Raw genomic sequence first — 23,343 nt, 5'->3', positions numbered from 1 at the left:
GCGGGCGGGGTGGTCTGGGGGCTGGGCGGGCCAACCCCCCCCTCCCGCCCCCGCCCCCGGGGCGGCCCCCCCCCCCCGCTCTCTTTCCCCCCGGCCCCCCCCCGCCGGCGGGGCGCCCGCCACCCACCCCGCACCCACGTGCTCCGGAGGACCCGATGACCCTCGCCACCCACGACGACTGGCTGCGCCGGGCCGAGGCGCTGGAACCGGCCGTCACGCACCTGATCGACGGCGCCGACGAACCCGGCGACGGCGCGTTCCCCGTGGTGTCGCCCCGCGACGGCCGGGTGCTGGCCGAGGCCGCCGACGCCGGCCCGGCCGAGGTCGACGCGGCCGTCGCCGCCGCCCGCCGCGCCTTCGACCACGGCCCCTGGCCGCGGCTCTCCCCGGCCGACCGCGGACGGATCCTGCTGAGGTTCGCCGACCTCCTGGAGGAGCGGCGGACCGAACTGGCGCTCACCATCAGCCTGGAGATGGGCAAACCGGTCACCGACGCCCACGACATCGAACTGCGGGCCGTCATCACCACCTTCCGCTGGTACGGCGGGCTCGCCGACAAGCTCACCGACGAGTCCCCGCACACCGCGCCCGACGCCCTCGCCCTCGTCACCCGGGAGCCCGCCGGGGTCGTCGGCGCGGTCGTCCCGTGGAACTTCCCGCTCACCCTGGCCGGCTGGAAGATCGCCCCGGCCCTGGCCGCCGGCTGCACGGTCGTTCTCAAGCCCTCGGAGCACTCCCCGCTGTCCGCCCTGCTGCTCGGACGGATCGGCCTCGCGGCCGGGCTGCCGCCGGGCGTGCTCAACGTCGTGGCCGGCGACGGACCGGTGGCCGGCCAGGCCCTCGGCCTCCACCCCGACGTGGACGTCCTCGCCTTCACCGGTTCCACCGCCGTCGGCCGCCACTTCCTGCGCTACTCCGCCGACTCCAACCTCAAGCGGGTCTGGCTGGAGCTGGGCGGCAAGTCGCCCAACATCGTCCTGCCCGACGCCCCCGACCTGGAGCGGGCCGCGGCCACCGCCGCCTGGGGCATCTTCTTCAACCAGGGCGAGATGTGCACCGCGCCCTCCCGGCTGCTGGTCCACCGCTCCGTCGCCGAGCAGGTCACCGAGGCCGTCGTGGCGCGCGCCCGCGCCCTGCGGGTGGGCGACCCCCTCGACCCTGCCACCGAGATGGGCGCCCTGGTCGGCGAGCACCACCTCGACCGGGTGCTCGGCCACGTCCGCACCGCCCTCGACGACGGCGCCCGCCTGCGCGCGGGCGGCGGGCGCACCCTGACCGGCACCGGCGGCTCCTACCTCGAACCGACCGTCTTCGACCGGGTCGCCCCCGACAGCAGGCTGGCCCGCGAGGAGGTCTTCGGCCCGGTGCTCTCCGTCCTCGCCTTCGACGACCTCGACGAGGCCGTCGCCCTCGCCAACGCCACCGAGTACGGCCTCGCGGCCGGCCTGTGGACCTCCGACCTGTCCACCGCGCACCGGGTCTCCCGCGCCCTCAGGGCCGGTACGGTCTGGGTCAACTGCTACGAGGAGGGCGACCTCACCGTGCCCTTCGGCGGCATGAAGCAGTCCGGCAACGGACGCGACAAGTCCGCCCACGCGCTGGAGAAGTACACCGAACTCAAGACCACCTGGATCCAGTTGTGACCCGTCGCCCGCTGATCGCCGTGCCGGCCCGCTTCGCCGCCACCACCTCCGCGCTGCGGTACGCCGCGGAGGTCAGCGCCCGCGCGCTGGTCGAGGCCGTCTGGCGGGCCGGCGGCGAGCCCGCCACCCTGCACCCGCACGCGCCCGGCGGCGCCGCGGACCCCGAGGAGGTCGCCGCCCGGCTCTCCCGCTTCGACGCGCTGCTGCTCCCCGGCGGCGGCGACCTGGCACCCCACCGCTACGGGGCGCCCGACGCCCACGAGGCCGTCTACGACGTGGACGAGGAGCAGGACGCGTTCGACCTGGAACTCGCCCGGCGGGCCCTCGCGAGCGGACTGCCGCTGCTGGCCGTCTGCCGCGGACTCCAGGTGGTCAACACGGTGCTGGGCGGCACCCTGCACCAGGACATGGGCGGCCCCGGACGGGACCACCGCCACCTGCGGCACCCCGTCCCGCTCGCGCCCGGCTCCGCGCTGGCCCGGATCACCGGCGCCGGGGAGGTCCGGGTGTCCTGCTACCACCACCAGCACGTGGAACGCCTCGGGGAGGGCCTGGCCGTCACCGCCCGGGCCGCCGACGGGACCGTCGAGGCCGTCGAACTCCCCGACTACGAGGGCTGGTTCGCCGCCGTGCAGTGGCACCCCGAGGACGCCGCCCACGAGGACCCGGCCCAGCAGCGCCTCTTCGACGCCCTGGTGCGGGCCGCCGACTGAGTCCTACCGACGGGCGCGCCGGCCGCTGCGGCGCGGGGCGGGCTCCTCGCCGTTCAGCAGTGAGCGGCGCCGCTCCTCGCCCGACTCCTCGACCTGGAGCACCACGCGCCGCAGCCCGTCGGCGAGGCCGACGCACTCCGCGTCGCTCAGCCGGCCGGTGACGAAGGACTCCTCCTCGTTGAACGCGGGGAACACCTCGCGCATGAACTCCTCGCCCTCCTCGGTGAGCGCGAGCAGCACCAGCCGTCCGTCGGTGGGGTGGTCGGTGCGCCGCAGCAGTCCGCGCGACTCCAGCGTGCGGGACACCCCGGTCAGCGTCCCCTTGGAGATCCCCGCCTCCTCGGCGACGTGCCGGGTCTCGGACTCGCCCCAGACCCACACCACCCACAGCACCACGAAGGCGGTCCAGGTCAGGTCCGAGCCGCGCAGCACGGAGTTCTCCAGGTGCTGCCGGACGGCGGAGGCGGCCCGGTAGATGTTGGCCACCGCGGCCATCCGCTCCCGGCGGATCGGAATGCCGCCGAGCTTCGCCTGGACGAGCCGCTCCGCCTCGTTGATGGACCGCTGGCTGGGCACCGGTGCTCCCTCGTCTCGCCGTCACCGCATCGGACATGGCCTGCGCCGCCGGCACGGAGGTTTGGGCCCGTACCAGTGACTCAGGCATCTTAGATGGCCGGATCCGCCCACCCGCGGCGCGACCGCCCGGGCGGGGCGGGTCGGGGCTCAGGCGCGAGCGGCGGGGGCGGAGGCGTGGGCGAGGTCGTCCACGAGGGTGGGGGAGGGCTGGGGGATCTCGCCGTGGTCCTCGTCGTCGGTGGCGACGGGCAGCTGGTGGACGACGGCGGCCACGCGCGGTGGCAGGCGCAGGGTCAGGCCGTCGTGGCAGGCGGCGAGGGTGTCGGCCCACACGGCGGGGGGGAGCGGCCGGCCGGGCCAGGGCGCGGGCGGCGCGGTCGGGTTACGGGCTTCGGCGGCGAGCTGGTCGGCCTGGTTGCGCCAGTAGTCGGCGTCGCGGAACTCGCCGCGGGCGGCGTGCAGGAAGGAGAGGCAGCTGGCGGCGGTCGTGCTGCCGCCGCCGGCGGCGAACTGCAGCCAGAACTGGCAGCCGTCGTCGTGTCCGGCGAGGTGGAGCAGTGCGGCCAGGACGAGCGCGCCGCCGGGGTGGATGCGGCGCCGGTTGTTGGTGAGGGCCTCCAGGGAGTCGGCGGCCTCGGGCTGGGCGATGATCAGGGTCGCGGCGAGGTCGAGTTCGTGGCGGGCCTGGAGGTGCTCGGCGCCCAGGGGGGCGCGGGCGCGGACGAGTCGGCGCAGGTCGGGACCGGACACGCCGTCGGGCAGCTCGACCGGTCCGTCGGGTCCGTCGCCGTTCCCGTCGTACCGGTTCCGGGGGGTGGCTGCCCGGCGGTCGTGTCCCCGTGTCACTGCATGTCCCCCATGGTGGTGTCGGTGCCGAGGAGGCGGCGGAGCTTGGCCAGGCCGTGGCTGGTGGTGGTGCGGGCGTTGGTCTCGGTGATGCCGAGGTAGGTGGCGATCGTCGGGTAGTCGATGTCCAGCATGTAGCGGAGCACGATCATGTCGTACTGGCGCTCCGGCAGCCGCAGGATCGCCTTGTAGAGCTCCTCGTAGTCGTTGTCGAGGTTCTCCAGGCTGACGCGGGCCAGGGCTTGGGCGCCTCGGATGGCGACGATCCAGTCCGGGACGACCGCGCTGGGCGGGGCCTGGCCGGCGCTCATCTCCCGGTCGGCGATGCACCGCTTGGCGATCATCCAGGCGTGGGCCTCGATGTCGGGCTGGCTCAGCGCGCCGAGCCAGTCCTGCCCCAGTTCCCGGCGGGTGCTGCGGACCGCCTGGTCGACGAGTTCCTGGTCGTGCAACCGGGCCCAGGCGACTCCGCGCCAGGTCTCTTCGCGGCTGTCGCAGAAAGCCTGGTAGGACAGCCGATGAGTGGGGCGCACGGCTGCCCACTCGTCGTCGCTGGTCAAATGATCCTCCTCGTCGCCCGTGCGGACGACGTTCGGCCGACCCGGGGGTCGGGAACGGTGGAGTCAGGTGGAGAACGGCCGTCCTCCGTACGGACATCCAATCGTCCTGAAAAGCCTGATGTGAAGGGGATCCCAAAAAGGTTTGTATGAACTGGCATGTGATGACTTGTCAGATGGTGATCAGTCACATGTGATCAGATATCGTCACGTTGAGCTGAACGATGGCCCGCGCAAGGGTTCGCCACGCTGCGCCACGGGTTGTGGCGCGCCGGCCTGCGGGCACGACATGACGCCGACGCAGGGGGACAACGCACCATGGCAGCAGAGCAGCACGACGACATCGCCACTCCGCCGGGCGCCGAGGTCAACCTCGCCATCCACCGCCCGCACTCGGCGCGGATCTACGACTACTTCCTCGACGGCACGACCAACTTCCCCGCCGACCGGGAGGCCGCCGGGCACGCCCTCGCGGTCTTCCCCCAGGCCCGGTCGGCGGCCCGCGCCAACCGGACGTTCATGCACCGCGCCACCCGCGCGCTCGCCCGCGGCGGCGTGACCCAGTTCCTCGACATCGGCACCGGCATCCCGACCTCGCCCAACCTCCACGAGATCGCCCAGGGCATCGAACCGCGGGCCAGGATCGTCTACGCGGACAACGACCCCATCGTCCTCACCCACGCCCAGGCCCTCCTGCGCAGCAGCCCCGAAGGGCGGACCGCCTACGTCCAGGCCGACGTCCGGGACCCCGACGCCCTCCTGGACGCGGTCCGCGCCACCGGTGTCCTCGACTTCACCCGGCCGATCGCCCTGAGCCTCGTCGCCCTGCTCCACTTCGTCCCCGAGGGCGCCCACGAGATCGCCGAGACGCTCGGGAACGCGCTGCCGACCCGCGGTTCCGCCCTGGTGATCAGCCACTTCACCCCCGACTACGCCCCCCAGGACGCGGCCCGCATCGAGCAGGTCTACCGCGACAACGGCAACCCGGTCCGCGCCCGGGCCGCCGACGAGTTCGCCCGGTTCTTCACCGGCTGGGACATCCTCGCCCCCGGCATCACCTCCACCCCCCGCTGGCGCCCCGAACCGGACGCCCCGCACGTCAGCGACGCCGAGGCGTCCTGCCTCGCCGCCGTGGCCATCCGCCCCTGACCGGCCCCCGGCACCAGTCTGGCAGTCCGCCGCCCGCGGTGTGAAAGCCCGTCACGACGAATCGGCCCCGCTCACCGCGCGACCGCCCGTCGGGGAGGAGCGGTACGGCGGCGGCCCAGCCGCCGTACCGCTCCGGCCTCCCTACGTCCCCGGGGCGACCGGGCTGATGGTGTCGCCGATGTCGCCCAGGAGGAGGGTCGCCCGGTCCTCCGGGTCCACCGAGTAGAACCTCTCGTCGAGGACGCCCGACAGGTGGCCGACGTGGAGCGTCAACGAGACCTCCCGCCGCTCCGCGTACCGGGCCAGCGCGAGCGCTCCCTCGGCGGTCGCGTGGCAGGTGAAGACGTCGACGGCGGCGCCCGGCCGGGCCGTCAGGTGCATCACCGCCATGAGGGTCACTCCGCTGGCCACGACGCCGTCGACGACCACCAGCCGGTCGCTCCGGGCGGGAAGCCGGTGGTCGACGCCGACCAGCAGGCCGCCGGCCGCGGGCATGCGCTTGGCCTGCGGCGTCCAGCCCTGGTGGCGGGGCAGCACACCGAGCAGTTCGGCCAGGATCCGCCCCTCGCGTTCCGGTGCGACGACGACCGCCCCCGGCACGGACGCGGCGTCCGCCACCCGGACGGGCAGCATGCCGTAGATGTCGAGCAGGGCGCGGAGGTAGCGGCGGCGGTGCGCCGCCTGCTGCTCGGGGAGGTTGGCGACCGCCGTGACCACCGCCATCCGCTCGACCACGCCGGGGTGCTGGTCGGAGGCGACCCGTACGCTGTCCGGCAGTTCGCCCGGGGCGTGCAGGGACTCCAGCACCTGGGGTTCGAACCGCAGCAGGTGGGTGAAGCGGGTGTCGTGGTTCCGCTCGTACGTCTCCACCGTGCGCCGGGCGTCGGGGAGGAGAGCGTCTCTTCGCACGGTACGGGGCACTGGTGACCGGCCTCCTCGGATCGGCTTCCGCTAGTGGTTTTCGAGGCTCGGGACGAACGCCACCGGGAGCGAGTCGAACCCCCAGAGGAGGTTCGAGCGCAGGCGACGGACCGGGCCGGTGACCTCGACCGTCCGGACCCGCCGGGTGAGTTCCTGGAACAGCACGGTCAGTTCGAGCCTGGCGAGCGCCGCGCCGATGCAGTAGTGGTTGCCCACGATGAAACCCAGGTGGCGGTTGGGGGAGCGTTCGATGTCGAAGCGCTCCGGGTCGGCGAAGACCTCCTCGTCGCGGTTGGCCGACGGCAGCCAGGCCACGACGTGGTCGCCGGCGCGGACGGGCCGCCCGCCGAGTTCCACCTCCTCCCTGGCCGTGCGGAGGGAGTGCATGACCGGGGACGTGTAGCGGATGATCTCCTCGATCGCCGAGGGCATCAGGCCGGGGTCCGCCCGGAGCATCCGCCACTGCTCCGGGTCGCGGGCGAGGGCCAGCAGCCCGCCCACGGTGGCGTGCCGGGTCGTCTCGTTCCCGCCGGATATCAGGGCGTCGCAGTTGTAGAAGACCTCCTGTTCGGTCAGCGGCACCCCGTCGATCTCGCCGCACACCAGGGCGCTCAGGAGGTCGTCCCGCGGTTGCTTCCTCCGCTCCTCGGCCAGTTCCTGGAAGTAGCAGAGGATCTCGGTGTGGGCCTGGACCTTCCTGGCCTCCTCCGCCGCGTCGAGCGCGGTGGAGCTCCAGGCGAAGCGGGTCCGGTCGACCATGAACTCCCAGTCGGCCTCCGGGACCCCCATCAGGTCGCAGATGACCGAGACCGGCAGCGTCTGCGCGACGCGGGTGAACTCGCAGCCGCCCTCGGCCACCGCCTCCTCGATGGCGCGCGCGGCCGTCCGCCGCATGGTGGCTTCCAGCCGGTCGACCGTCCTGGGCGTGAACGCCGAGCTGACGACCTTGCGGATCCTGTCGTGCCGGGGAGGGTCGGTGACGTTGAGCATCCGGCCCGCCGCCGCGGCCAGCACCCGCGGGTCGGAGTCCAGCCGCATGCCGTTCTCGGAGCTGAACACCCGGGGGTCCGTCAGCACGTCCGTGCACAGGCGGTGCGTCATGACCGCCCAGAAGAACTCGCCGTTGGCCCGCTCGTTCCGGTACACCGGCTGCTCGGCGCGCAGCCGTGCCCACACCGGCTCCGGATCCGAGGTCTGGTAGAGCAGCGGATCCGACAGGTCGATGGTCATCCATGGCTCCGGATGTCGGTGGAGGTGGAAGGTGGAAGTGGGGTGTGAACGGTCGGCGGGAGCGCGGTCAGAGCAGGGCGTCCGACACGGCCGCGGCGAGCCCCTCGATGGTCGGGGACTCGAACAGCACGCGGACCGGAAGGCTGACGTTCAGCCGCGTACGGATCCGGGTGATCAGGCCGGCGGCGAGCAGGGAGTGGCCGCCGAGCTGGAAGAAGTCGGCGTCCACGCTGATGTCGCGCCGGTCGAGGAGCTCCTCCCAGATGGCCGCCAGCGCGGCCTCGACCGGTGTGCGCGGAGCGGTGTACGCGGCGCCGGCGTCGGCGGAGCCGGTGTCCGCGGGGGAGGTGAGGGCGGCGCGGTCGATCTTCCCGTGCGGTGTCAGGGGCAGCTCCGCGAGGAAGCGGACGCCGGGGGGAACCATGTACCACGGCAGTCTCCGGCGGAGGAAGCCGATCAACTCCCGCTCCGTCAGGGCCATGTGAGCGTTCACGACCGCGTGAAGGCCCAGGGCCGGGTTGTCCGGGTCGCTGTCGTCCAGCACCACGGCGCACGCCCGGACGGCGGGGTGTTCGCCGGCCACCGCCTCGATCTCGCCCGGCTCGACCCGGTAGCCGCGGATCTTCACCTGGTGGTCCCGGCGGCCGACGAACTCGATGCAGCCGTCGGCGTCCGACCGTGCCAGGTCCCCGGTGCGGTAGAGGCGGCCTCCCGGCGCTCCCGGGAACGGGTCCGCCACGAAGCGCTCCGCGGTCAGGGCCGGCGCGTCGAGGTAGCCGATGGCCAGGCCCGCGCCGCCCAGGTACAGCTCGCCCACCGTGCCCGCCGGGACGGGGGCCAGGGACTCGTCGAGGATGTGGCACCGCACGTTCGCGACGGGGTGGCCGATGGGGACGGAGGAGAAGCGGTCCGGGCTCCAGTCGGCCCCCGGTTCGAAGACGGTCGAGGTGATGGTCGCCTCGGTCGGGCCGTAGACGTTGCACCAGCGGATCCGCTCGCCGACCCGTTGCCGCCAGGTCAGCAGGGCGTGGCGCGACGCCTGCTCGCCCGCCACGACCAGCAGACGGAGCGACGACTCCTCGGCCAGCCGGACCAGGCAGTCCTCCTCGCGCACCCAGCCGTGCCAGAAGGCGGTGGGGACACTGAGGAAGGTGGTCCCGGTGTCGATCACCTGCCGGGTGAGGGCGCGGTACGTCTGCCGGAGCGGGTCGCCGTCGAGGACCAGGGCGGCGCCGTGCAGGAGCGGCGGGAAGATCTCCTCGGCGGCGGCGTCGAAGCCGAGGGGCCGGCACTGCAGGACCCGGTCGCCCGGCCCGAACCGGAAGTGACGGTTCACCGCGGAGCTGTGGTTCGCGAGCGAGCGGTGACCGACCAGGACGCCTTTGGGCCTGCCGGTGGAGCCGGAACTGTAGATGACGTAGGCGGGGTCCGCTCCGGAGCCGGCTGAAGTGGAGCCGGCCGGTGGTTCGGTGGGCAGCGTGTCGAGGTGGGTCCGGACGTCGTCGAGGTCGACGATCCCGCCCCGGTAGTCGGCGAAGAGCGGGGTGAGGCCCTTCCGCGTCAGCAGGGTGGCGGCGCCGCTGTGCTCCAGGACGTACCGCAACCGCTCGACGGGGTAGTCGGGGTCGAGCGGGACGTAGGCGGCGCCGGCCCGGAGGATGCCGAACAGCGCGCTGATCAGGTGCGGCCCCCGCTCCAGGCAGATCCCGACGCGGTCCCCCGCGCCGGTCCCGCGGGCGAGCAGGAACCGGGCGAGCTGGTGGGACCTGTCGAGGAGCCGGCGGTAGGAGATCCGCCGGCCCTGCCAGAGCAGGGCCGGCGCCTCCGGTGTGCGCGCCACCTGTTCGGCGAACAGCCGGTGGAGGCGCGCCCCGGCGTCGGCCTGTGCCCCGGCGTCGGCCCGTGCTCCGCCGAGGTCGTGCGGGGAACCGCTCACGGCGCTACGGCCGTTCCGTTGCTGCCCGGACGATGTCGATCATCAGCCGGGTGTCCAGGAGCGCCTCGTGCGCGTTGGTGAGGGGCTGTGCTCCCGGCGCGCCGACGCACTCGTGGAAGTGCGCGAGCTGGGCCTTGAACGCCTCCTCGTAGGACCCCGTGACGGTCTCCTCCACGGCCGCCCCCCTGCCGACGCCCGGCCCCGCCGGTGCCTCGTCACGCCAGATCCGCACGGTCGACGGCGCGTTGGGCAGGAAGGGGTTGGAGATGTCCAGCATCACCGTGCGGTCCTCGCCCCAGACGGTGAGGCTCTCCTCGAACCGGCGGACCGAGGTGGACGAGCCCTGGAAGACGCACTGGAACCCGTCGGAGTACAGGAGCGAGGCGGTGAGCGTCGTGCCGTCCGGCGAGCAGTGCGCCTTGATGGAGGCCGGCGGCGCGGGGAAGGCGGCCCGGTAGACGTTCACGTCGTGGCTCCACACCCCGAACATGTCCATGTACGCTTCCAGCGCTTCGGGCGAGGCGGCGCCGAACTCCCGGGCGACCCGGCCGCGCCGCTCGTCCGGCCCCGCCGCCCCGTCGGGATCGCCGGAGCGGGTGATCCGGGACAGCTCGGGGATGATCCAGTTCCCGTACTCGGGGCCCACCACGATGTGGATCCTCGCCATGACGGGCCGGGTGATCCGCGCGATCTCCTCCAGGCCCCGCCGGACGCCGCTGTCGTACCGCTTCATGTAGCCCACCATGACCTTGGAGCCGGTGCGGTCGGCGGCGGCGATCACCTCCTCGGTCTCCGCGATCGTGTGGCCGAGGGGCTTCTCGGTGAACACGTGCTTGCCGTGCTCCAGGGCGGTGAGCACCGGTTCCCGGTGGTCGGTGGTGAGGACGAGGACCGCGTCCAGTTCGGGTGTCTTCGCCAGCATGTCCTCGACGGCCGCGTAGGCGTTCGGGACGTGGAAGCGCTCGGCCACCGACCGGGCCAGGTCGTAGGACCGGTCGCAGAGCGCCACGATGTCGAAGCGGTCGCGCAGCGCCGCCAGATACGGGAGGTGCACCAGCTGCGCGATCATCCCGCAGCCCACGACCCCCACACGGACACGTACCATATCGGCCTCCTCAGAAACGGGCTGGTCCTGGTGCCGGCGGCTGTCGTCGGAGCACGTGCCCCAGGACGTCGACGACCCCCTCCAGGTCGGCCGCCGGCGAGACGTACCAGGCCGCGTCCCGTACGTGCCGGGGCACGGCGGGGTCCGCCACGAACGCGCACCTGACGCCCGGCACCCCGGGGACCCAGTCGGCGGGCGAGTTCCCGACGAGGAGGGTGCTCCTCGGGTCGCGCGCGGCCAGTCCGGCCAGGGCCACGCGCTTTCCGGACTCCGTGCGCGGATAGGGGTGGATCCCGGCGTACGAGCCGCCCGGACCGAGTTCGACGGAGACGGCGACGCGGCTCCCGGCGCTCCAGCCGGTCAGCCGGTGCCGTACGTCGTGGATGAAGTCCGGGGGCCCGAAGACGCTGGCGGACGCCAGGCGGTTCGCCCCGAAGGCCCAGGTGCGGCCGGTCGGCGGCCGGCCCCCGAACTCGGGGGCCACCGCGTCGCCGACCCGGGTCAGTCCGTGGGCGGCGGCCGCCTCCGCCACCTCGGCGCGAAGGCTCCGCAGCGCCGGGAACGGGGTGGTGACGCGCACGGTCCCGTCGACCGCGACCACGTTGCCGTTCTCGGCGATCACCGGGAACCCGGGCGCCGTGCCCAGGCCGATCCGGGTGCCGAACTCCCGCAGTTGCCGGAGCGGCGAGTCCGAGCAGAGGCCCACGGCGACGCCCGCGGAGGTCAGGTGCCGCACCAGCCGCCGGAAGCGCTGCAGGGCGAGGGCGTCCGGAGGGCCGCTGGGGACCGAGGGCACCAGGGTGCCGTTGACGTCGAGGAGCACCACGGCGAAGGGCTCGTGGCCGGGCCCGGTCACCGGGCGGCCGATCCGGCCGGCACGTCCGTGCCCCGCTCCTCGACCTCCGCGATCAGTTCGGACCAACTCTCCATCCCCGTCTGGAGTTTGCGCAGGACGGACCGGACCGGCTCGCCCGGCTCCGCCATCCCCAGTGACAACAGCGGCCGGCGCGCGTCGGGTCGCAGGTCGGCCACCCGGAGGGTGCGCCGCAGCAGCTGGTCGACGCGGGCGAAGAAGCGCGCGTTGGCCTCCAGCATGAGGACGGCGAACTCCCGGTCGGCCCCGGCGGGGCTGCCGAGTCGGGCCGAGGTCCGGACGAAGGGGAGCCAGTACGGTGTGCGGCCCCACGTTCCGTCCGGCAGCCGGACGACGAGCCCCGAGAGGCCGAGCAGGAAGTTCCGCGGGTCGAGCAGTTCCAGGGCGGGCCCGTCCGGCCCGGCGGCGGCGGTCCGGTAGTGGAGCACGGGGTCGACGGTGGCGCCCAGGATGGGGGAATGTGCCGAACCGCCCAGCCGGATACCGGGGATGACGTGCCGGACCCGCCGTCCCGTGTCCTGGAACAGGCGGATGACGGCGGCGACGGTCCCGCCGGTGGCGATGTCGTCCTCGATGAGGGTGTAGCCCCGCCCGGCCGGGTCCGGTGGCAGCGAGGCGATCTGGTCGCGGATGGGGGCGGCGCCGGGCCGCGGCACCAGCCCGACCTGCCGGCGGCCGCCGAGCAGGAAGCCCCGGGAGACCCGCAGCGGCCGGACCGCCCGGTCGAGGAGCGGATCGAGGCTCACCGGCGGCCCGCCGGTGACCCGGCGGCGGACCGCCAGTTCGAGCCGGTGCGCGTCGACCAGGTGGAACCGGAGGCCGCCCGGCCGTGGCACTACCGTGCGCAGCGCGTCCCTCAGGTCCCGCTGGAAGGCGCGGTAGGCCTCCGCGACGGCGGGAGCCGAGCCGCCCGGCGACACGGTGCCGCACCCGGCCGGTGCGCGGCCCAGGGTCCGTACGCAGTAGGAGGTGTCGTCGCGCATGACGATGGTGAACGCGCCCGTGGCGGGGGCCTCGATGCGGGTCGTGACGTCGGAGCCCGGGTCGGGGCTCACGAGGTGGTGGTCGGGGTGTACGACGTGGTGGCCGGGGACGGCGCGGATCACCGCGGGCTCCGCTCGCGGCCCAGGACGTACCTGCCGCGGGCGACCTCCCGTTCCCCGTCGAGCACCACCTCCAGCGGCATGGGGTGGCAGTGGAACAGGGCCAGCCCCGCGTGCAGGCCGTAGGCGCCGACGTTCGGCACCGTCAGCAGGTCTCCGACGGCCACGTCCGGAAGGCGCGCGTCCCTGGTCCAGACGTCCAGCGGGTGGCAGAGCGGACCGGCGACGATGGTCCCGTCGGGGACGGCGGACGCGTGGGGATCGTCACCGCACTGGAAGCGCGGCTCGATCCGGTCCTCCTTGCGGAGCCCCGACATCCCGCCCAGGTGGTTGACGCCGGTGTCCAGGACGACGACGCGCCGCCCCTGCGAGCGCTTGACGTCCAGCACCCTGGTCAGCAGCCGGCCGCAGCCCGCCGTCAGGTAGCGGCCCGACTCGAAGACGACCCGCCGCTCCCCGTCCGGCCAGCCGGGGAGCCCCTCCTCGAGCAGGGTGTCGAGCCGGCTCCTGAGCGCGTCGAACCGCGGCAGTTCGCCGGGGACGGCGTACGGTGCGCCGAAGCCTCCGCCGAGGTCGATCACGGGGAGCCGGCGGTCGAGCGCCTTCTCGATCCGCCGCACGACGTCGAGCCCGTAGCGGAACACCGCGAGCAGCGCGTCCACCCGGGTCAGGTTGCTGCCCATGTAGAGGTGCAGGCCGGCCAGTTCCGCGTGCTCCCGGTCCGCGAAGAGCTCGGGCCGCTCCAGCACCCAGGCCAGGTCGGCGCCGAACTGGGAGGGGCCGCCGGTCATCGCGAGACCGGCCCCGGCCGGGGGGACGGGCGGGTTGACCCGCAGCAGCGCGCGCACCCGCGTGCCCGCGGCGCGGCCCAGCCGGTCGAGCTGGTCCAGGGCGTGCGGGGAGTCGACGGAGAACTGCCGGACGCCCGCCGCGAGGGCCCCGGCCACGTCCTCGTCGCGTTTGCCGGGGCCGGTGTAGAGCGCCCCGTCGGCCGGGAAGCCGGCCTGGAGGGCGGCGCGCAGTTCGCCGGGCGAGCTGACCTCGGCGTGGCAGCCGAGCGCCGCCAGCCGGCCGAGGACGGCGGGGTGCGGGTTGGCCTTGAGGGAGTAGAGCAGGGTGGCCGGGCCGGGCAGTGAGCCCACCAGGCGGCGGTGGGCGTCGCTCACGGCGGCCAGGTCGTAGAGGTAGGCCGGTGTCTCCCACCGGGTTTCCGGTAACGCCGTTCTCGTCGTCGTTTCCCCGACCTCGACGTCCATAGAACCGAGGGCTCCTCATGAGTCGTGCGGGCGCACCTTCTGACGGGCTTCAGGAGACCCCGCCGGGCCGGGGAGGACAAGGCCCCCTGGAGCCCGGTGGCTGCTTTCGGTCATGTCATGCCACTTCCGGATGACGGGGTTCCGGTTTCCCCGGCCGGTCGGCGGACGCCGGGAGACGGCTGGTCAGGCGTCGGTCCGGCGGGTCGGCGGATCCGTCTCCCGAGGCGCCGCCCCGTGCGCGGGTGGGCTCAACTCAGGTTGGCTCATTACGAGTTGGGGTGATGGTGGTCCGTTGCTGTCCGTTGGGCGCGCCTCTAGAGTCTCGGCATCGGCCGTGGTCTGACGACGTTCGATACCCGCAGATTCTCGGTCACGCGAAACACGCCACCAGCAGCGGCTCACGGGACAGATCGGGGTACGCACATGCAGGAGCACATCGAGCAGGTCGGTACCAAACTCGTCTACTCCGACGACCGCGTCAGGGTGTGGGTCCTGGAGCTGGACCCGGGGGAGGAGACGATCATCCACCAGCACCCCTGCGACTACGTCTACGTCGCCACGGAGAGCGGCCGGGCGGAGACCGTGCACAAGGACGGCACCGGCTACGTCGGGGAGGACAAGCTCGGCGACGCCGTCTACCACGAGGCCGGACAGCCGCACCTGCTGCGGAACATCGGGGACGGCCACTACTCGAACATCATCGTCGAGTTGCTGGCCACCACCAGGTGAGGCTGCCCCATGTCGGCTGTCGCGGCGTACGAGGCGCTCGTCGAGGCGGGCGTGGAGATCGTCTACGCGGTGCCCGACTCGCTCCTGGCACCGCTGTGCCGGGAGGCGTCGGCACGGCGTGAGATCCGGTACGTGCAGGTCAACGACGAGGCCACGGCGGTCGGCCTGGCGGCCGGCGCCCGACTGGCCGGCGCCCGTCCGCTGGTCGTGATGGAGAACTCGGGGCTGCGCCGGGCCTGCGAGACCCTGGCCCGGCTGACCATGAGCCACCGGCTGCACACCGCGCTGCTGATCTCCCGGCGCGGGGCCTTCGGCGAACCGAACTGGTGGGGAATTCCGCACGAGGAGACGATGCACCGGCACACGGCGATGCTCTCCCTGGTGACCGCGGACGTCCATTCCTGCGCGGAGTTGGCGGAATGCCTCCGCAAGGCCTACGCCACGCTCGACACCGGGCAGCGGAGCGTGGCACTCGTGGCGAACGCCGGAATGACGGCGGAACTGAGGGGTGCGCCATAGAAACCGCCGAATTCCTCGAAGCCCTGTACGCCAGGCTCCCCGCGGACTCGGTGTCGGTCGCGCCGCTCGGTCGGACGAGCGAGGTGATGTACGCGCTCCGTCCCGCCGACACCCTCTTCACCGACACCATGGGCGACGTCACCGCGATCTCCCTGGGAATGGCCATGGCGGCGGCCCCGCTGTCCGTGGTCGGCATCGACACCGACGGCGGTTTCCTGATGAACCTGTCCGTACTCACCGCACTGGGCGACCAGTTGCCGAGGCTCGGCAACTACACACTGGCCGTCATCGACAACCACCTGTACGAGTCCGGCGGCGGGCTGCCCAGTCGTGGGACGGCCCTGGACTGGAGCGCGCTCTTCGGCGCCGTCGGACTGAAGTCGGTCCTCGTCGAAGCGCCGCACCAGGTGCCGGAGGTGCTGCCGCTGTCCGGCACGGTGCTGATCGCCTCCGTGCACAACCCGGCACCCGCACCGGACGCGCTGAAGACGGTCGACGGCGTCGAGTCCTCGTACCAGGTGGAGCGGGTGCTGGCCGAACGCACCGGGCGAACGCCGAGGCGGCCCGCGCTCAAACCGTGACCCTATCCGTGGAGTTGGTGGATCATCCGGTGAAGTACCTCCTGCACAGCGACGACGCGGCCTGCTACGGCCTGGACCCCGCCGGCTCCCCGACCAGGGTCCTCGTCTGCTCGACCGCGGCCTCGCGCACCCTCCTCACCGACCCGGCCGTCTCGGGCCACCGGTACCGTTCGCTGCTCGGCACCGCGGTGTCGACCGCGCTCGACCTGGTGGCGGAGGCCGATCCGGCGGTGGCCGGAGCCCTGGCGACCGAGGCGACGACGGTCGTCACCATCCTGCGCGGGGGCCTCAGTTTCGGCGTCGACAGCGCGCTGTCGCACCGCTTCGGGTACCCCGAGGCGGTGAGCTTCGTCGGCACCGACCGGGGAGCCGCCCACCCGCTCGACATCTCCTACGAGCGCTGGGAGTTCGCCGGGCGGCAGCTGCTGGTGCTCGGGGACATCATCGGCACCGGGGCGACGGTGGAGAAGGTGCTCCGGGCCGCCCGGCAGGCGGCGCACGGCCGCGGCGCGGAGATCGCCGGCTACCTGGTGCTGACCGTCGGATCCCGGCAGGGTGTGCGGCGCCTGCGGGACTACTTCGCCGAACTGGCCCACCGGGGCGAGCGGTTCAGCGCCGTCATCGTGGCCCTGGAGGCACTGTTCGAGCTGCCCGACCGCACCCGGCTCGGGCAGGCCTTCCCCCAACTGCCCTTCGACTTCCTGCGGTCCCCCCGCTGGTCGACCCCGGACTTCGAACTGCACCGGCTGGGCCACCGGGACAGCCTCTTCGAGAAGTGCGCCGTCTACGACGGCGGCGTGCGCGCCTTCACGCCCGGCGAGCACCGGCGGTTCCGGGCGGCCTGGTGGACGGAGGTACGACGGCGGGGGAGCGACGCCGGACTCTCGCTGGCCGACCTGGGCCGGAGCACCGCCGGACTCGACCGGTACGCCCGCCCCCTGGACGACTGGCTGGAGGGGATCGGCTGGGCGGCGCCGGAGAACGTCCGGCACCTCGGCGTCGACCACGCCGAACTCCACGCGCTGGGACGCCGGGCCCACGAGTACGCGGAGACGGCCTCCCTCGACGCCTACGCCGACGCACGCCTGGCACCCGGGGAGCCGCCGCGCTGAGCACCGCCGACGGTCTTCAACCTCCCACCCCACCAGAAGACTTCGCCGGAGCCCCGGCGAGGCCGGCGGCGGAGTCCGCCGGACGGACCGAGAACGGAGACCACATGACGATCGCCGAGTGGCTACGGGACAACGTCACCACGGACAAGCGGGCCCTGGACTGGTACACCGAACCCGAGTGCGAGCCCCGCATCGTCCGCGCGTACCGGGAGCTGCTGAGCGGCTACGAGACCGACACCTCCAAGATCCTCAAGACGACCGTCCTGGTCGAGGGCGACCACCAGGGCGTCGTCCGGGTGCACGACATCAACTACTACTCGATCTGCGCCCACCACTTCCTGCCCTTCTACGGCAAGGTCGACATCACCTACGTCCCCGGGAACCGGATCCTGGGGCTCGGCAAGTTCCCGCGCCTGGTCCAGGCCTTCAGCAAGCGGTTCCAGATCCAGGAGCACCTGGTGAAGGACATCGCCGAGGAGATCATGGCCTCCGGCGGGGCTCGCGCCGTCCGCGTGGAGTCGAGCGGCCGGCACATGTGCATGTGCAGCCGCGGCCCGTCCGACCAGACCGTCATCACCGACACGACGTACGTGACCGGTGACGTCGAACTGCTGACGGCCTACGGCCCGCAGCACTGACGCGTCGTGTGATGGGAGGGTGCCGACTCCTCCTCCCCTCTCATCACACGACCGGCCGGTGCCGGCCCGCCCGTCAGCCCGTCCACTTCCCTGGAGAGCGAACCATGCGCAAGAACGGTGTCGCGCGCCGCGAGAGCACCGGGTCACCGTGGCCGGCCATCGTGACCACCTGGCTCTCCGGGGTCTTCGCCGCCTTCGGGCTGGGCGCGCTCTCCCCGCTCGGGTCCGAGATCCGAGGGGACCTGCACCTCTCCCTCGGCCAGTTCGCCTGGGCGACCTCCAGCATCACCGCGGTGAGCGCCGTCCTCGGCGTCCCCGCCGGGTGGTGGATCAGCCGGCTCGACGCCCGGAAGGCGCTGGCCGGCGGGCTCGTCCTCACCACCCTGTCCGTGGCGGCGACGGCCTTCGCGGGCAGCTGGTCGCCGCTGCTGGCGGCGCGCACCGCGCAGGGCTTCGGCTACCTCCTGGTCTTCGTCGGCGGGCCGATCATGCTGACCCGGCTGGCCGAGGGGCGGGCGCAGGCCACGGCGCTGGCGCTGTGGGGCACCTGCGTCCCCACCGGACTCGCCCTGGCCACCGCCCTGGGGGGAGCGGTCAGCGGCGCGATCGGCTGGCGCGGCTGGATGGGCGCGACCGCGCTCCTCCCGCTCGTGCTGGCGGTCGCGGTCGGCGCCACCCGCCCCGCCGCCGCCCGCGGGCCGACGGCGGACCCGGCCGCCGAGGGCACCGGAGCGCCGCCCCCGCGGACCGGCTGGATCCCCCCGGTGCTCTTCGCGCTGAGCTTCGCCTGCGTCTGCCTGGCCGGGGTCGCGATCGTCGTGCTGCTGCCCACGTTCCTGACGGAGGAACGCGGCGCCTCCACGGCCACCGCCGGCGTCGTCGCCGCCGTGGTCTCCCTCGGCAGCGTGCTCGGCAGCGCGCTCAGCGGGCTGCTGCTGCGCCGGGGCGTCGGGCTGCTCGCGATGACTCCGGTGCTGGCCCTGCTGCCCGTCTCGGCGCTCCTGGTCTTCGCGCTGCGCCTCCCCGTGGTGGCCGTGATGGTCCTGGCCTGCGTCGGCCTGGTGGTCGACGGGGTGATGATCTCCGCGATGTTCGCGGCGGTGCCGCGGATCGCCGGCAGCCCCCGGCGCGCCGACGTCACCAACGGGCTGGTCGCCCAGCTCGGCAGCCTCGGCACGCTGGTCGGGCCGCCGGCCTTCAGCCTGGCCGTGGACGGCGCCGGATGGGCCGGCGCCGGGCTGGCCGCGCTGGCCTTCACGGTGGTCGGCGTCGCGCTGCTCCTGGCGGTCTCCCTGCCCGCGCCGCGCGGTCCCGCCCGACCCCGGTCACGCGGCGGGCAGGCGGAGGCGGCGGGGGACCGGGCGGCGGTACCGTACGGAGGACCCGGCGGAAGGGATCTCACGTCATGACGTCCGGAACGCGTGCGGGCCGCGGGCCCCGCGTCGTCCTCTTCGACCTGGACGACACCCTGGTGGTGACCGCGGAGGTCAAGTGGGCCCACCACAAGGCGGTCGCCCGGCGGTTCTACGGGATCGACCTGACGGACGCCGAGCTGGCGCTGCACTGGGGCAAGCCCTTCGACGCGATGATCCGCGCCCTCTACCGCGACAGCGACACCCTGGAACGGATGCGCGAGGCGAACCTCTCGCTGGAGGAGGAGTTCCTCAAACGGCCCCTCCCCGGCGCCGTCGAGGTCGTCCACGAGCTCTGGCGCCGGAGCGTCGGCGTCGGCGTCGTCACGTCCACCAACCGCCTCTCGGCCCTCCGGGACGTCGAACGGATCGGCGTGCGGACGGACCGGCTCGTCCTGCTCCAGGGAGCGGACGACAGCCCCCACCACAAGCCGGACCCCCGGGTGTTCGACGCCGCGCTGGCGACGCTGAGCGGAAGGGGGGTCGGTGTGGACGACGTCTGGTACGTGGGCGACGCCCTCATCGACCTCGCGGCGGCCACCGGGGCCGGGCTGCGCTTCGTCGGCGTCGCCACCGGCTTCCACACGCGCGAGGACTTCGAACGGGCCGGTGCCGAGCACGTCCTCGACGACGTACGGCAGCTGCCCGACCTGCTGCCCTGACCGGGGCGGCGCACCCCGCCCGCCGGCGTCCGTGGGCGCCCGTGGGCGTCTACCGGCGCGGAAGGCCAGGATGAACATCGAGACGCTACGCCCGGCCCCGGACACCTACGCGGAGTACTGTGTGCTCTGCCGGGGCGGCCCCGTCGCCTGGACCACGGCCGGGGGCAGGCGGGAGGTCCGCTGCGGCAACTGCGGTGGGCGCAGCGCCCGGGCCATCGTCATCGACCCCGGCATCTCCTGGTGGTCCGCCGAGGACGGCGAGTACTGGCACGAGACCGCGGCGGTCTTCGTCCGCGATCCGGCGGACAGGTTCCTGCTCTTCCAACGCGTCGCGTTCCCCTACGCGTTGACGGTCCCGGCCGGCCATGTGGACCGGGACGAGGACCCGGCCGACGCCGCGGCCCGCGAACTGCGCGAGGAGGTCGGCCTGACCGCCGGCGACCGGCTCCGGTTCGTCGCCACGTTCCCGATCCCGGGCGACTCCTGCCGACGCGGATCCGACGCGCACGTCTGGCACGTGTACCTGCTGACGGTGCCGGACGGGGGCCGCGTCACCGTCAACGAGGAGGGCGAGGCGCCCCGTTGGCTCACGCTGGACGAAGCGCTGGCGGCCGACCTGACCCACGCCGTGCGGCAGGTCGTCACCACCTGTACGGAGCAACTGCTGGACGGCTGAGGGCCGGTGGGGGCGGTATCCTCGGGGACCGGCCGGAGCAACCGGTCGGAGCAACAGGAGGACTGGTCCATGGCGGCGCTCATCGACAAGGTGGCGTGGATCCACCTGGAGAACGGCCTGGTGCTGAGCACGCGGTCCCACGGCAAGGACGCCTACTACCTGCCCGGGGGGAAGCGGGAGCCGGGGGAGAGCGACCTCGACACGCTGTGCCGGGAGATCGAGGAGGAGCTGTCCGTCGCCGTCGTACGGGACTCGGCCGCCCTGCTGGGCGTCTTCGAGGCCCAGGCCCACGGGCACGGCCAGGGCGTGGTCGTCCGCATGACCTGCTACACCGCCGCGTACGAGGGGGTGCTCGCGCCGGCCAGTGAGATCGCCGAGCTGGTGTGGCTCACCCACGCCGACCGGCACCGGACGTCCCCCGTGGACCGGATCATCTTCGACCGGCTGCGGGTCGACGGGCTGCTGCGCTGACCTACGTCGTTCCCAACGCCTCCTCCAGGAGGCCGAGTTGGTCGCCCAGCGCGTCCCCCAGCCCGTCCAGCGGGGCGAGCAGGGAGCGGTCCCCCACCAGGCCCAGGTTCAACCGGCCGCCCGCCGAGCGGGCCGCGATGAACAGGCCGACCCCGTGGCAGACGCTGCCCAGCGGGTGGACCGTCTCCAACGGGCAGCCGGCGAAGTACATCCGCTGCGAGGAGCCGGGGATGTTCGACACCACGACGTTGTACGGGGGCCGGGTCGCGCCGCCCAGGCCCAGCACGTTCTGCGCGACGAACGGCCAGGTGAACAGGGCCCCGTAGAGCCCGGTGGAGCCCTTCGGCAGCTCGCCCAGCTCCCGTTTGGCCAGCGCGCTGGACCGGGCCACGGCGCGCAGCCGCTCCAGCGGGTCGGCCACGTCGGTGCCGAGGCTCATGACCGTCATGGCGAAGGAGTTGGCGGTGGACGCGTCGCCCGTCTCCCTCGTCGAGACGGGGGTGCCAGCGGTCAGGGACCGCGCCGGAAGCGCCCCGGCCGCGGCCAGGCACTGCCGGAGGGCGCCCCCGCACACCGCCAGCAGGACGTCGTTGACGGTCGTTCCGGCGTCCTTCGCCACCGCCCGGAACCGGTCGAACTCGTAGCTGCGGGTGATCACTTGGCGCTGCCGCCCGACGGCGGCGTTCAGCGGGGAGCGCGGGACCAGGAACGGCACCGCGCGGGTGCGGTCGGCCCTGGCCCGCACGCCCCGCGCCATGGTCCTGGCGGCCCGGCCGAGGCCCAGCGCGGTGGCCGCGAGCCCGCGGGCCGTCGGTCCTTCCGCCCCGGTGCTGTGGTCGGCGGGGGCGGCGATGCTCCACAGCGGGCGCAGCCCCTCGTCCCGCGGATCGGTGCTCAGCATGCGCCGCAGGCGCTGTTGGACGCCGAGCCCGTCCGTGAGCGCGTGGTGCACCTTGACGTACAGGGCGAACCGGCCGTCCGCCAGGCCCTCGATCAGATGGCACTCCCACAGCGGCCGGGTGGTGTCGAGCGGCCGGGCGTGCAACCGGGAGACCAGGTCGGTCAGTTCGCGCTCGCCGCCGGGCGCGGGCAGCGCGGAGCGGCGCAGGTGGTACGACCGGTCGACGTCCTGCCCGGCGAGCACCTCCCAGGTGCCGTCTAAGGCCCCCCAGCGTGCGTGGCGCGGCCGGAAGGTGAAGGGGGCCGCGACGGGCGCGGCGACGAGCCGCTCGAACAGGCGCTGGACGTACGGCCCGGGCTCGGCACCGGCGGGCGGCCCGAAGGTGGCCAGGAGCGCCACGTGCTGGGGAGTGGTGGCGGACTCCAAGGCGAGAAAGACCCGGTCGGGCATCCTGATCCTGGCCACAGCACCCCTCCTGTCCGCGTCCGGTCACCAGTCTGGTGGCGGCGGCACCGCCGGACAAGAGCGCGCCGTCGGACAGGGACGCGCGGCCGAATCGGCACCTGTCCGCGGGCCGACGACCCGACGCTCCGGGAACGCACCAGTCTCCGCGCCCGGCCCCGCCGCTGTCAGTCCGTATGGTTCCGGATTCCGCGTCCCCCGGCGGGTGGCTACCGTCCGAACCGTCCGAACGACGGACATCCGGCGGTCGCGGACCGGCCGCCGACACGCGCCCTCAGGAGGTCACGGTGACCGCGAACCACCCCACCCGCAGGAGCATCCTCAAGTCCGCCGGCGGGCTCGGCGCCGCGCTGGCGCTCGGCGGCGCGAGCGTCCTCGCGACGGCCTCGACCGCCCACGCCGCCGACGACGGCTTCGGCCTGCACATCACCGACCGCGGCGAGGCCGACGCCCGGATGTGGTACTACCGCTTCCACACCGCCGAGATCGGCTGGGACCCGGCCGTCAACGTGCTGCTCCCCGACGACTACCACACCAGCGGGCGCACCTACCCCGTCCTCTACCTCCTGCACGGCGGCCTCCAGGACTTCATCGAGTTCGACCGCCAGGGCGTCCGCGACTGGACCATCGGCAAGCCCCTGATCGTGGTGATGCCCGACGGCGGGCAGGCCGGCTGGTACTCCAACCCGGTCAGCACCAACGTCGGCCCCCGCAACTGGGAGTCCTTCCATATCAACCAGCTGATCCCGTGGGTCGACGCCAACTTCCGCACCTTCGCCGAGCCCGAGGGCCGCGCCGTCTCCGGCTTCTCCATGGGCGGCTTCGGCGCGCTGAAGTACGCCGCCAAGTACTGGGGCCACTTCGCCTCGGTCAGCGCCCACTCCGGCCCGGCCAGCCTGCGCCGCGACAACGGCGCGGTCGTCCACTGGGCCAACGTCTCCGCCGCCGTCAAGGACCTGGCCGGCGGCACCATCTACGGCGCGCCGCTGTGGGACCAGGCCAGGGTGACCGCCGACAACCCGGTCGAGCGCCTGGAGAGCTACCGCAACAAGCGGATCTTCCTGGTCGCCGGCACCAGCCCCGACCCGACCAACCCCTTCGACACCTTCAACGAGACCGCGGTGCTGGCCGGGCAGCGGGAGTTCCGCGCCCTGCTCGACGGCGCCGGCATCCCGTACGAGGCCCACGAGGAGCCGGGCGGCCACTTCATCCGGCCCGACATGATGCGGCGCGACATCGACGGCATCATCGGCCGCCTCCGCAAGGCGTGA

24 protein-coding genes are annotated in these 23,343 nt (G+C 73.5%); 13 read left to right on the top strand and 11 right to left on the bottom strand.

What is annotated here, in order from left to right:
• The first annotated feature begins 155 nt into the window (after positions 1-155).
• Together ACFRQN_RS09835 and ACFRQN_RS09830 are read left to right on the top strand one after the other, a co-directional pair.
• Complete coding sequence (locus tag ACFRQN_RS09835; RefSeq protein WP_380739538.1) at positions 156-1,643, top strand: aldehyde dehydrogenase; 1,488 nt, start codon at positions 156-158, stop codon at positions 1,641-1,643.
• Complete coding sequence (locus ACFRQN_RS09830; protein ID WP_380739536.1) at positions 1,640-2,356, top strand: gamma-glutamyl-gamma-aminobutyrate hydrolase family protein; 717 nt, start codon at positions 1,640-1,642, stop codon at positions 2,354-2,356. The genes ACFRQN_RS09835 and ACFRQN_RS09830 overlap by 4 nt, the downstream gene beginning before the upstream one ends.
• Before the next feature lie 3 nt (positions 2,357-2,359).
• On the opposite strand, the gene ACFRQN_RS09825 is transcribed toward ACFRQN_RS09830, so the two are convergent.
• From ACFRQN_RS09825 to ACFRQN_RS09815, 3 genes are all read right to left on the bottom strand, one after another.
• The gene (locus ACFRQN_RS09825) at positions 2,360-2,932 is read right to left on the bottom strand and encodes a MarR family winged helix-turn-helix transcriptional regulator (protein WP_375877031.1); all 573 of its coding nucleotides are present in this window, start codon (positions 2,930-2,932) and stop codon (positions 2,360-2,362) included.
• Positions 2,933-3,079: 147 nt separating this feature from the next.
• The gene (locus ACFRQN_RS09820; protein WP_380739534.1) at positions 3,080-3,682 is read right to left on the bottom strand and encodes a hypothetical protein; all 603 of its coding nucleotides are present in this window, start codon (positions 3,680-3,682) and stop codon (positions 3,080-3,082) included.
• A gap of 92 nt (positions 3,683-3,774) precedes the next feature.
• The gene (locus ACFRQN_RS09815; RefSeq protein ID WP_147409059.1) at positions 3,775-4,338 is read right to left on the bottom strand and encodes an RNA polymerase sigma factor; all 564 of its coding nucleotides are present in this window, start codon (positions 4,336-4,338) and stop codon (positions 3,775-3,777) included.
• A gap of 315 nt (positions 4,339-4,653) precedes the next feature.
• On the opposite strand from ACFRQN_RS09815, the gene ACFRQN_RS09810 reads away from it, so the two are divergent.
• Positions 4,654-5,484, top strand: coding sequence for an SAM-dependent methyltransferase (locus ACFRQN_RS09810; protein ID WP_117486936.1), 831 nt, complete (start codon positions 4,654-4,656; stop codon positions 5,482-5,484).
• 141 nt (positions 5,485-5,625) lie between these two features.
• Here the strand turns inward: ACFRQN_RS09810 and ACFRQN_RS09805 are convergent, their stop codons facing one another.
• From ACFRQN_RS09805 to ACFRQN_RS09775, 7 genes are all read right to left on the bottom strand, one after another.
• Positions 5,626-6,405: a hypothetical protein gene (locus ACFRQN_RS09805; protein ID WP_380739532.1), complete on the bottom strand. Its 780-nt coding sequence runs from the start codon at positions 6,403-6,405 to the stop codon at positions 5,626-5,628.
• Positions 6,406-6,435: 30 nt separating this feature from the next.
• Positions 6,436-7,635, bottom strand: a complete 1,200-nt coding sequence (locus ACFRQN_RS09800; RefSeq protein ID WP_380739530.1) for a cytochrome P450 — start codon at positions 7,633-7,635, stop codon at positions 6,436-6,438.
• Between the two features lie 67 nt (positions 7,636-7,702).
• The gene (locus tag ACFRQN_RS09795) at positions 7,703-9,571 is read right to left on the bottom strand and encodes an amino acid adenylation domain-containing protein (protein ID WP_380739528.1); all 1,869 of its coding nucleotides are present in this window, start codon (positions 9,569-9,571) and stop codon (positions 7,703-7,705) included.
• A gap of 4 nt (positions 9,572-9,575) precedes the next feature.
• Positions 9,576-10,676: a Gfo/Idh/MocA family protein gene (locus ACFRQN_RS09790; protein ID WP_380739526.1), complete on the bottom strand. Its 1,101-nt coding sequence runs from the start codon at positions 10,674-10,676 to the stop codon at positions 9,576-9,578.
• Positions 10,677-10,686: 10 nt separating this feature from the next.
• On the bottom strand, positions 10,687-11,532 hold the full coding sequence (locus tag ACFRQN_RS09785; RefSeq protein WP_380739524.1) for a hypothetical protein: 846 nt from the start codon (positions 11,530-11,532) through the stop codon (positions 10,687-10,689).
• Positions 11,529-12,656, bottom strand: a complete 1,128-nt coding sequence (locus ACFRQN_RS09780; RefSeq protein ID WP_380739522.1) for a hypothetical protein — start codon at positions 12,654-12,656, stop codon at positions 11,529-11,531. The genes ACFRQN_RS09785 and ACFRQN_RS09780 overlap by 4 nt, the downstream gene beginning before the upstream one ends.
• Positions 12,653-13,819, bottom strand: coding sequence for a type III PLP-dependent enzyme (locus ACFRQN_RS09775; RefSeq protein ID WP_380739520.1), 1,167 nt, complete (start codon positions 13,817-13,819; stop codon positions 12,653-12,655). Before ACFRQN_RS09775 ends, ACFRQN_RS09780 begins: the two co-directional genes overlap by 4 nt.
• Before the next feature lie 513 nt (positions 13,820-14,332).
• Between ACFRQN_RS09775 and ACFRQN_RS09770 the strand changes: the two genes are divergently transcribed.
• The 9 genes from ACFRQN_RS09770 (at position 14,333) to ACFRQN_RS09730 (ending at position 20,709) form a co-directional block, all read left to right on the top strand.
• A complete protein-coding gene (locus ACFRQN_RS09770) occupies positions 14,333-14,638 on the top strand; it encodes a hypothetical protein (RefSeq protein WP_198959481.1) in 306 nt (101 codons plus the stop codon).
• A gap of 9 nt (positions 14,639-14,647) precedes the next feature.
• The gene (locus ACFRQN_RS09765) at positions 14,648-15,157 is read left to right on the top strand and encodes a thiamine pyrophosphate-binding protein (protein WP_380739518.1); all 510 of its coding nucleotides are present in this window, start codon (positions 14,648-14,650) and stop codon (positions 15,155-15,157) included.
• 86 nt (positions 15,158-15,243) lie between these two features.
• Positions 15,244-15,738, top strand: coding sequence for a thiamine pyrophosphate-dependent enzyme (locus ACFRQN_RS09760; protein ID WP_375877042.1), 495 nt, complete (start codon positions 15,244-15,246; stop codon positions 15,736-15,738).
• Between the two features lie 29 nt (positions 15,739-15,767).
• Positions 15,768-16,850, top strand: a complete 1,083-nt coding sequence (locus ACFRQN_RS09755; protein ID WP_380739516.1) for a phosphoribosyltransferase — start codon at positions 15,768-15,770, stop codon at positions 16,848-16,850.
• Between the two features lie 104 nt (positions 16,851-16,954).
• On the top strand, positions 16,955-17,488 hold the full coding sequence (gene folE, locus ACFRQN_RS09750; protein ID WP_049650735.1) for a GTP cyclohydrolase I: 534 nt from the start codon (positions 16,955-16,957) through the stop codon (positions 17,486-17,488).
• A gap of 104 nt (positions 17,489-17,592) precedes the next feature.
• The gene (locus tag ACFRQN_RS09745; RefSeq protein ID WP_380739514.1) at positions 17,593-18,897 is read left to right on the top strand and encodes an MFS transporter; all 1,305 of its coding nucleotides are present in this window, start codon (positions 17,593-17,595) and stop codon (positions 18,895-18,897) included.
• A complete protein-coding gene (locus tag ACFRQN_RS09740; protein ID WP_049655842.1) occupies positions 18,894-19,562 on the top strand; it encodes an HAD family hydrolase in 669 nt (222 codons plus the stop codon). Before ACFRQN_RS09745 ends, ACFRQN_RS09740 begins: the two co-directional genes overlap by 4 nt.
• A gap of 70 nt (positions 19,563-19,632) precedes the next feature.
• Entirely contained in the window at positions 19,633-20,238 is a 606-nt protein-coding gene (locus ACFRQN_RS09735) for an NUDIX hydrolase (protein ID WP_380739511.1), read from the top strand.
• 69 nt (positions 20,239-20,307) lie between these two features.
• A complete protein-coding gene (locus ACFRQN_RS09730; RefSeq protein WP_380739509.1) occupies positions 20,308-20,709 on the top strand; it encodes an NUDIX domain-containing protein in 402 nt (133 codons plus the stop codon).
• 1 nt (position 20,710) lies between these two features.
• On the opposite strand, the gene ACFRQN_RS09725 is transcribed toward ACFRQN_RS09730, so the two are convergent.
• Positions 20,711-22,075, bottom strand: coding sequence for a wax ester/triacylglycerol synthase family O-acyltransferase (locus tag ACFRQN_RS09725; RefSeq protein WP_380739507.1), 1,365 nt, complete (start codon positions 22,073-22,075; stop codon positions 20,711-20,713).
• A 284-nt stretch (positions 22,076-22,359) separates the two neighbouring features.
• Here ACFRQN_RS09725 and ACFRQN_RS09720 point away from each other — a divergent pair, with 284 nt between their 5' ends.
• Complete coding sequence (locus ACFRQN_RS09720) at positions 22,360-23,343, top strand: alpha/beta hydrolase (RefSeq protein WP_380739505.1); 984 nt, start codon at positions 22,360-22,362, stop codon at positions 23,341-23,343.

It is taken from the genome of Kitasatospora sp. NPDC056800 (assembly GCF_042789775.1).
Taxonomy (GTDB): Bacteria; Actinomycetota; Actinomycetes; order Streptomycetales; family Streptomycetaceae; genus Kitasatospora.
The sequence above is the reverse complement of the archived record's forward strand: the minus strand, read 5'-3'. Positions and strand labels throughout refer to the sequence as shown.

Coding starts and splice junctions, on each gene's coding strand:
- ACFRQN_RS09835 (WP_380739538.1), top strand. CDS start 156: ATGACCCTCGCCACCCACGACGACTGGCTGCGCCGGGCCGAGGCGCTG.
- ACFRQN_RS09810 (WP_117486936.1), top strand. CDS start 4,654: ATGGCAGCAGAGCAGCACGACGACATCGCCACTCCGCCGGGCGCCGAG.
- ACFRQN_RS09800 (WP_380739530.1), bottom strand. CDS start 7,635: ATGACCATCGACCTGTCGGATCCGCTGCTCTACCAGACCTCGGATCCG.
- ACFRQN_RS09790 (WP_380739526.1), bottom strand. CDS start 10,676: ATGGTACGTGTCCGTGTGGGGGTCGTGGGCTGCGGGATGATCGCGCAG.
- ACFRQN_RS09770 (WP_198959481.1), top strand. CDS start 14,333: ATGCAGGAGCACATCGAGCAGGTCGGTACCAAACTCGTCTACTCCGAC.
- ACFRQN_RS09765 (WP_380739518.1), top strand. CDS start 14,648: ATGTCGGCTGTCGCGGCGTACGAGGCGCTCGTCGAGGCGGGCGTGGAG.
- ACFRQN_RS09760 (WP_375877042.1), top strand. CDS start 15,244: ATGTACGCGCTCCGTCCCGCCGACACCCTCTTCACCGACACCATGGGC.
- folE (WP_049650735.1), top strand. CDS start 16,955: ATGACGATCGCCGAGTGGCTACGGGACAACGTCACCACGGACAAGCGG.
- ACFRQN_RS09745 (WP_380739514.1), top strand. CDS start 17,593: ATGCGCAAGAACGGTGTCGCGCGCCGCGAGAGCACCGGGTCACCGTGG.
- ACFRQN_RS09740 (WP_049655842.1), top strand. CDS start 18,894: ATGACGTCCGGAACGCGTGCGGGCCGCGGGCCCCGCGTCGTCCTCTTC.
- ACFRQN_RS09735 (WP_380739511.1), top strand. CDS start 19,633: ATGAACATCGAGACGCTACGCCCGGCCCCGGACACCTACGCGGAGTAC.
- ACFRQN_RS09730 (WP_380739509.1), top strand. CDS start 20,308: ATGGCGGCGCTCATCGACAAGGTGGCGTGGATCCACCTGGAGAACGGC.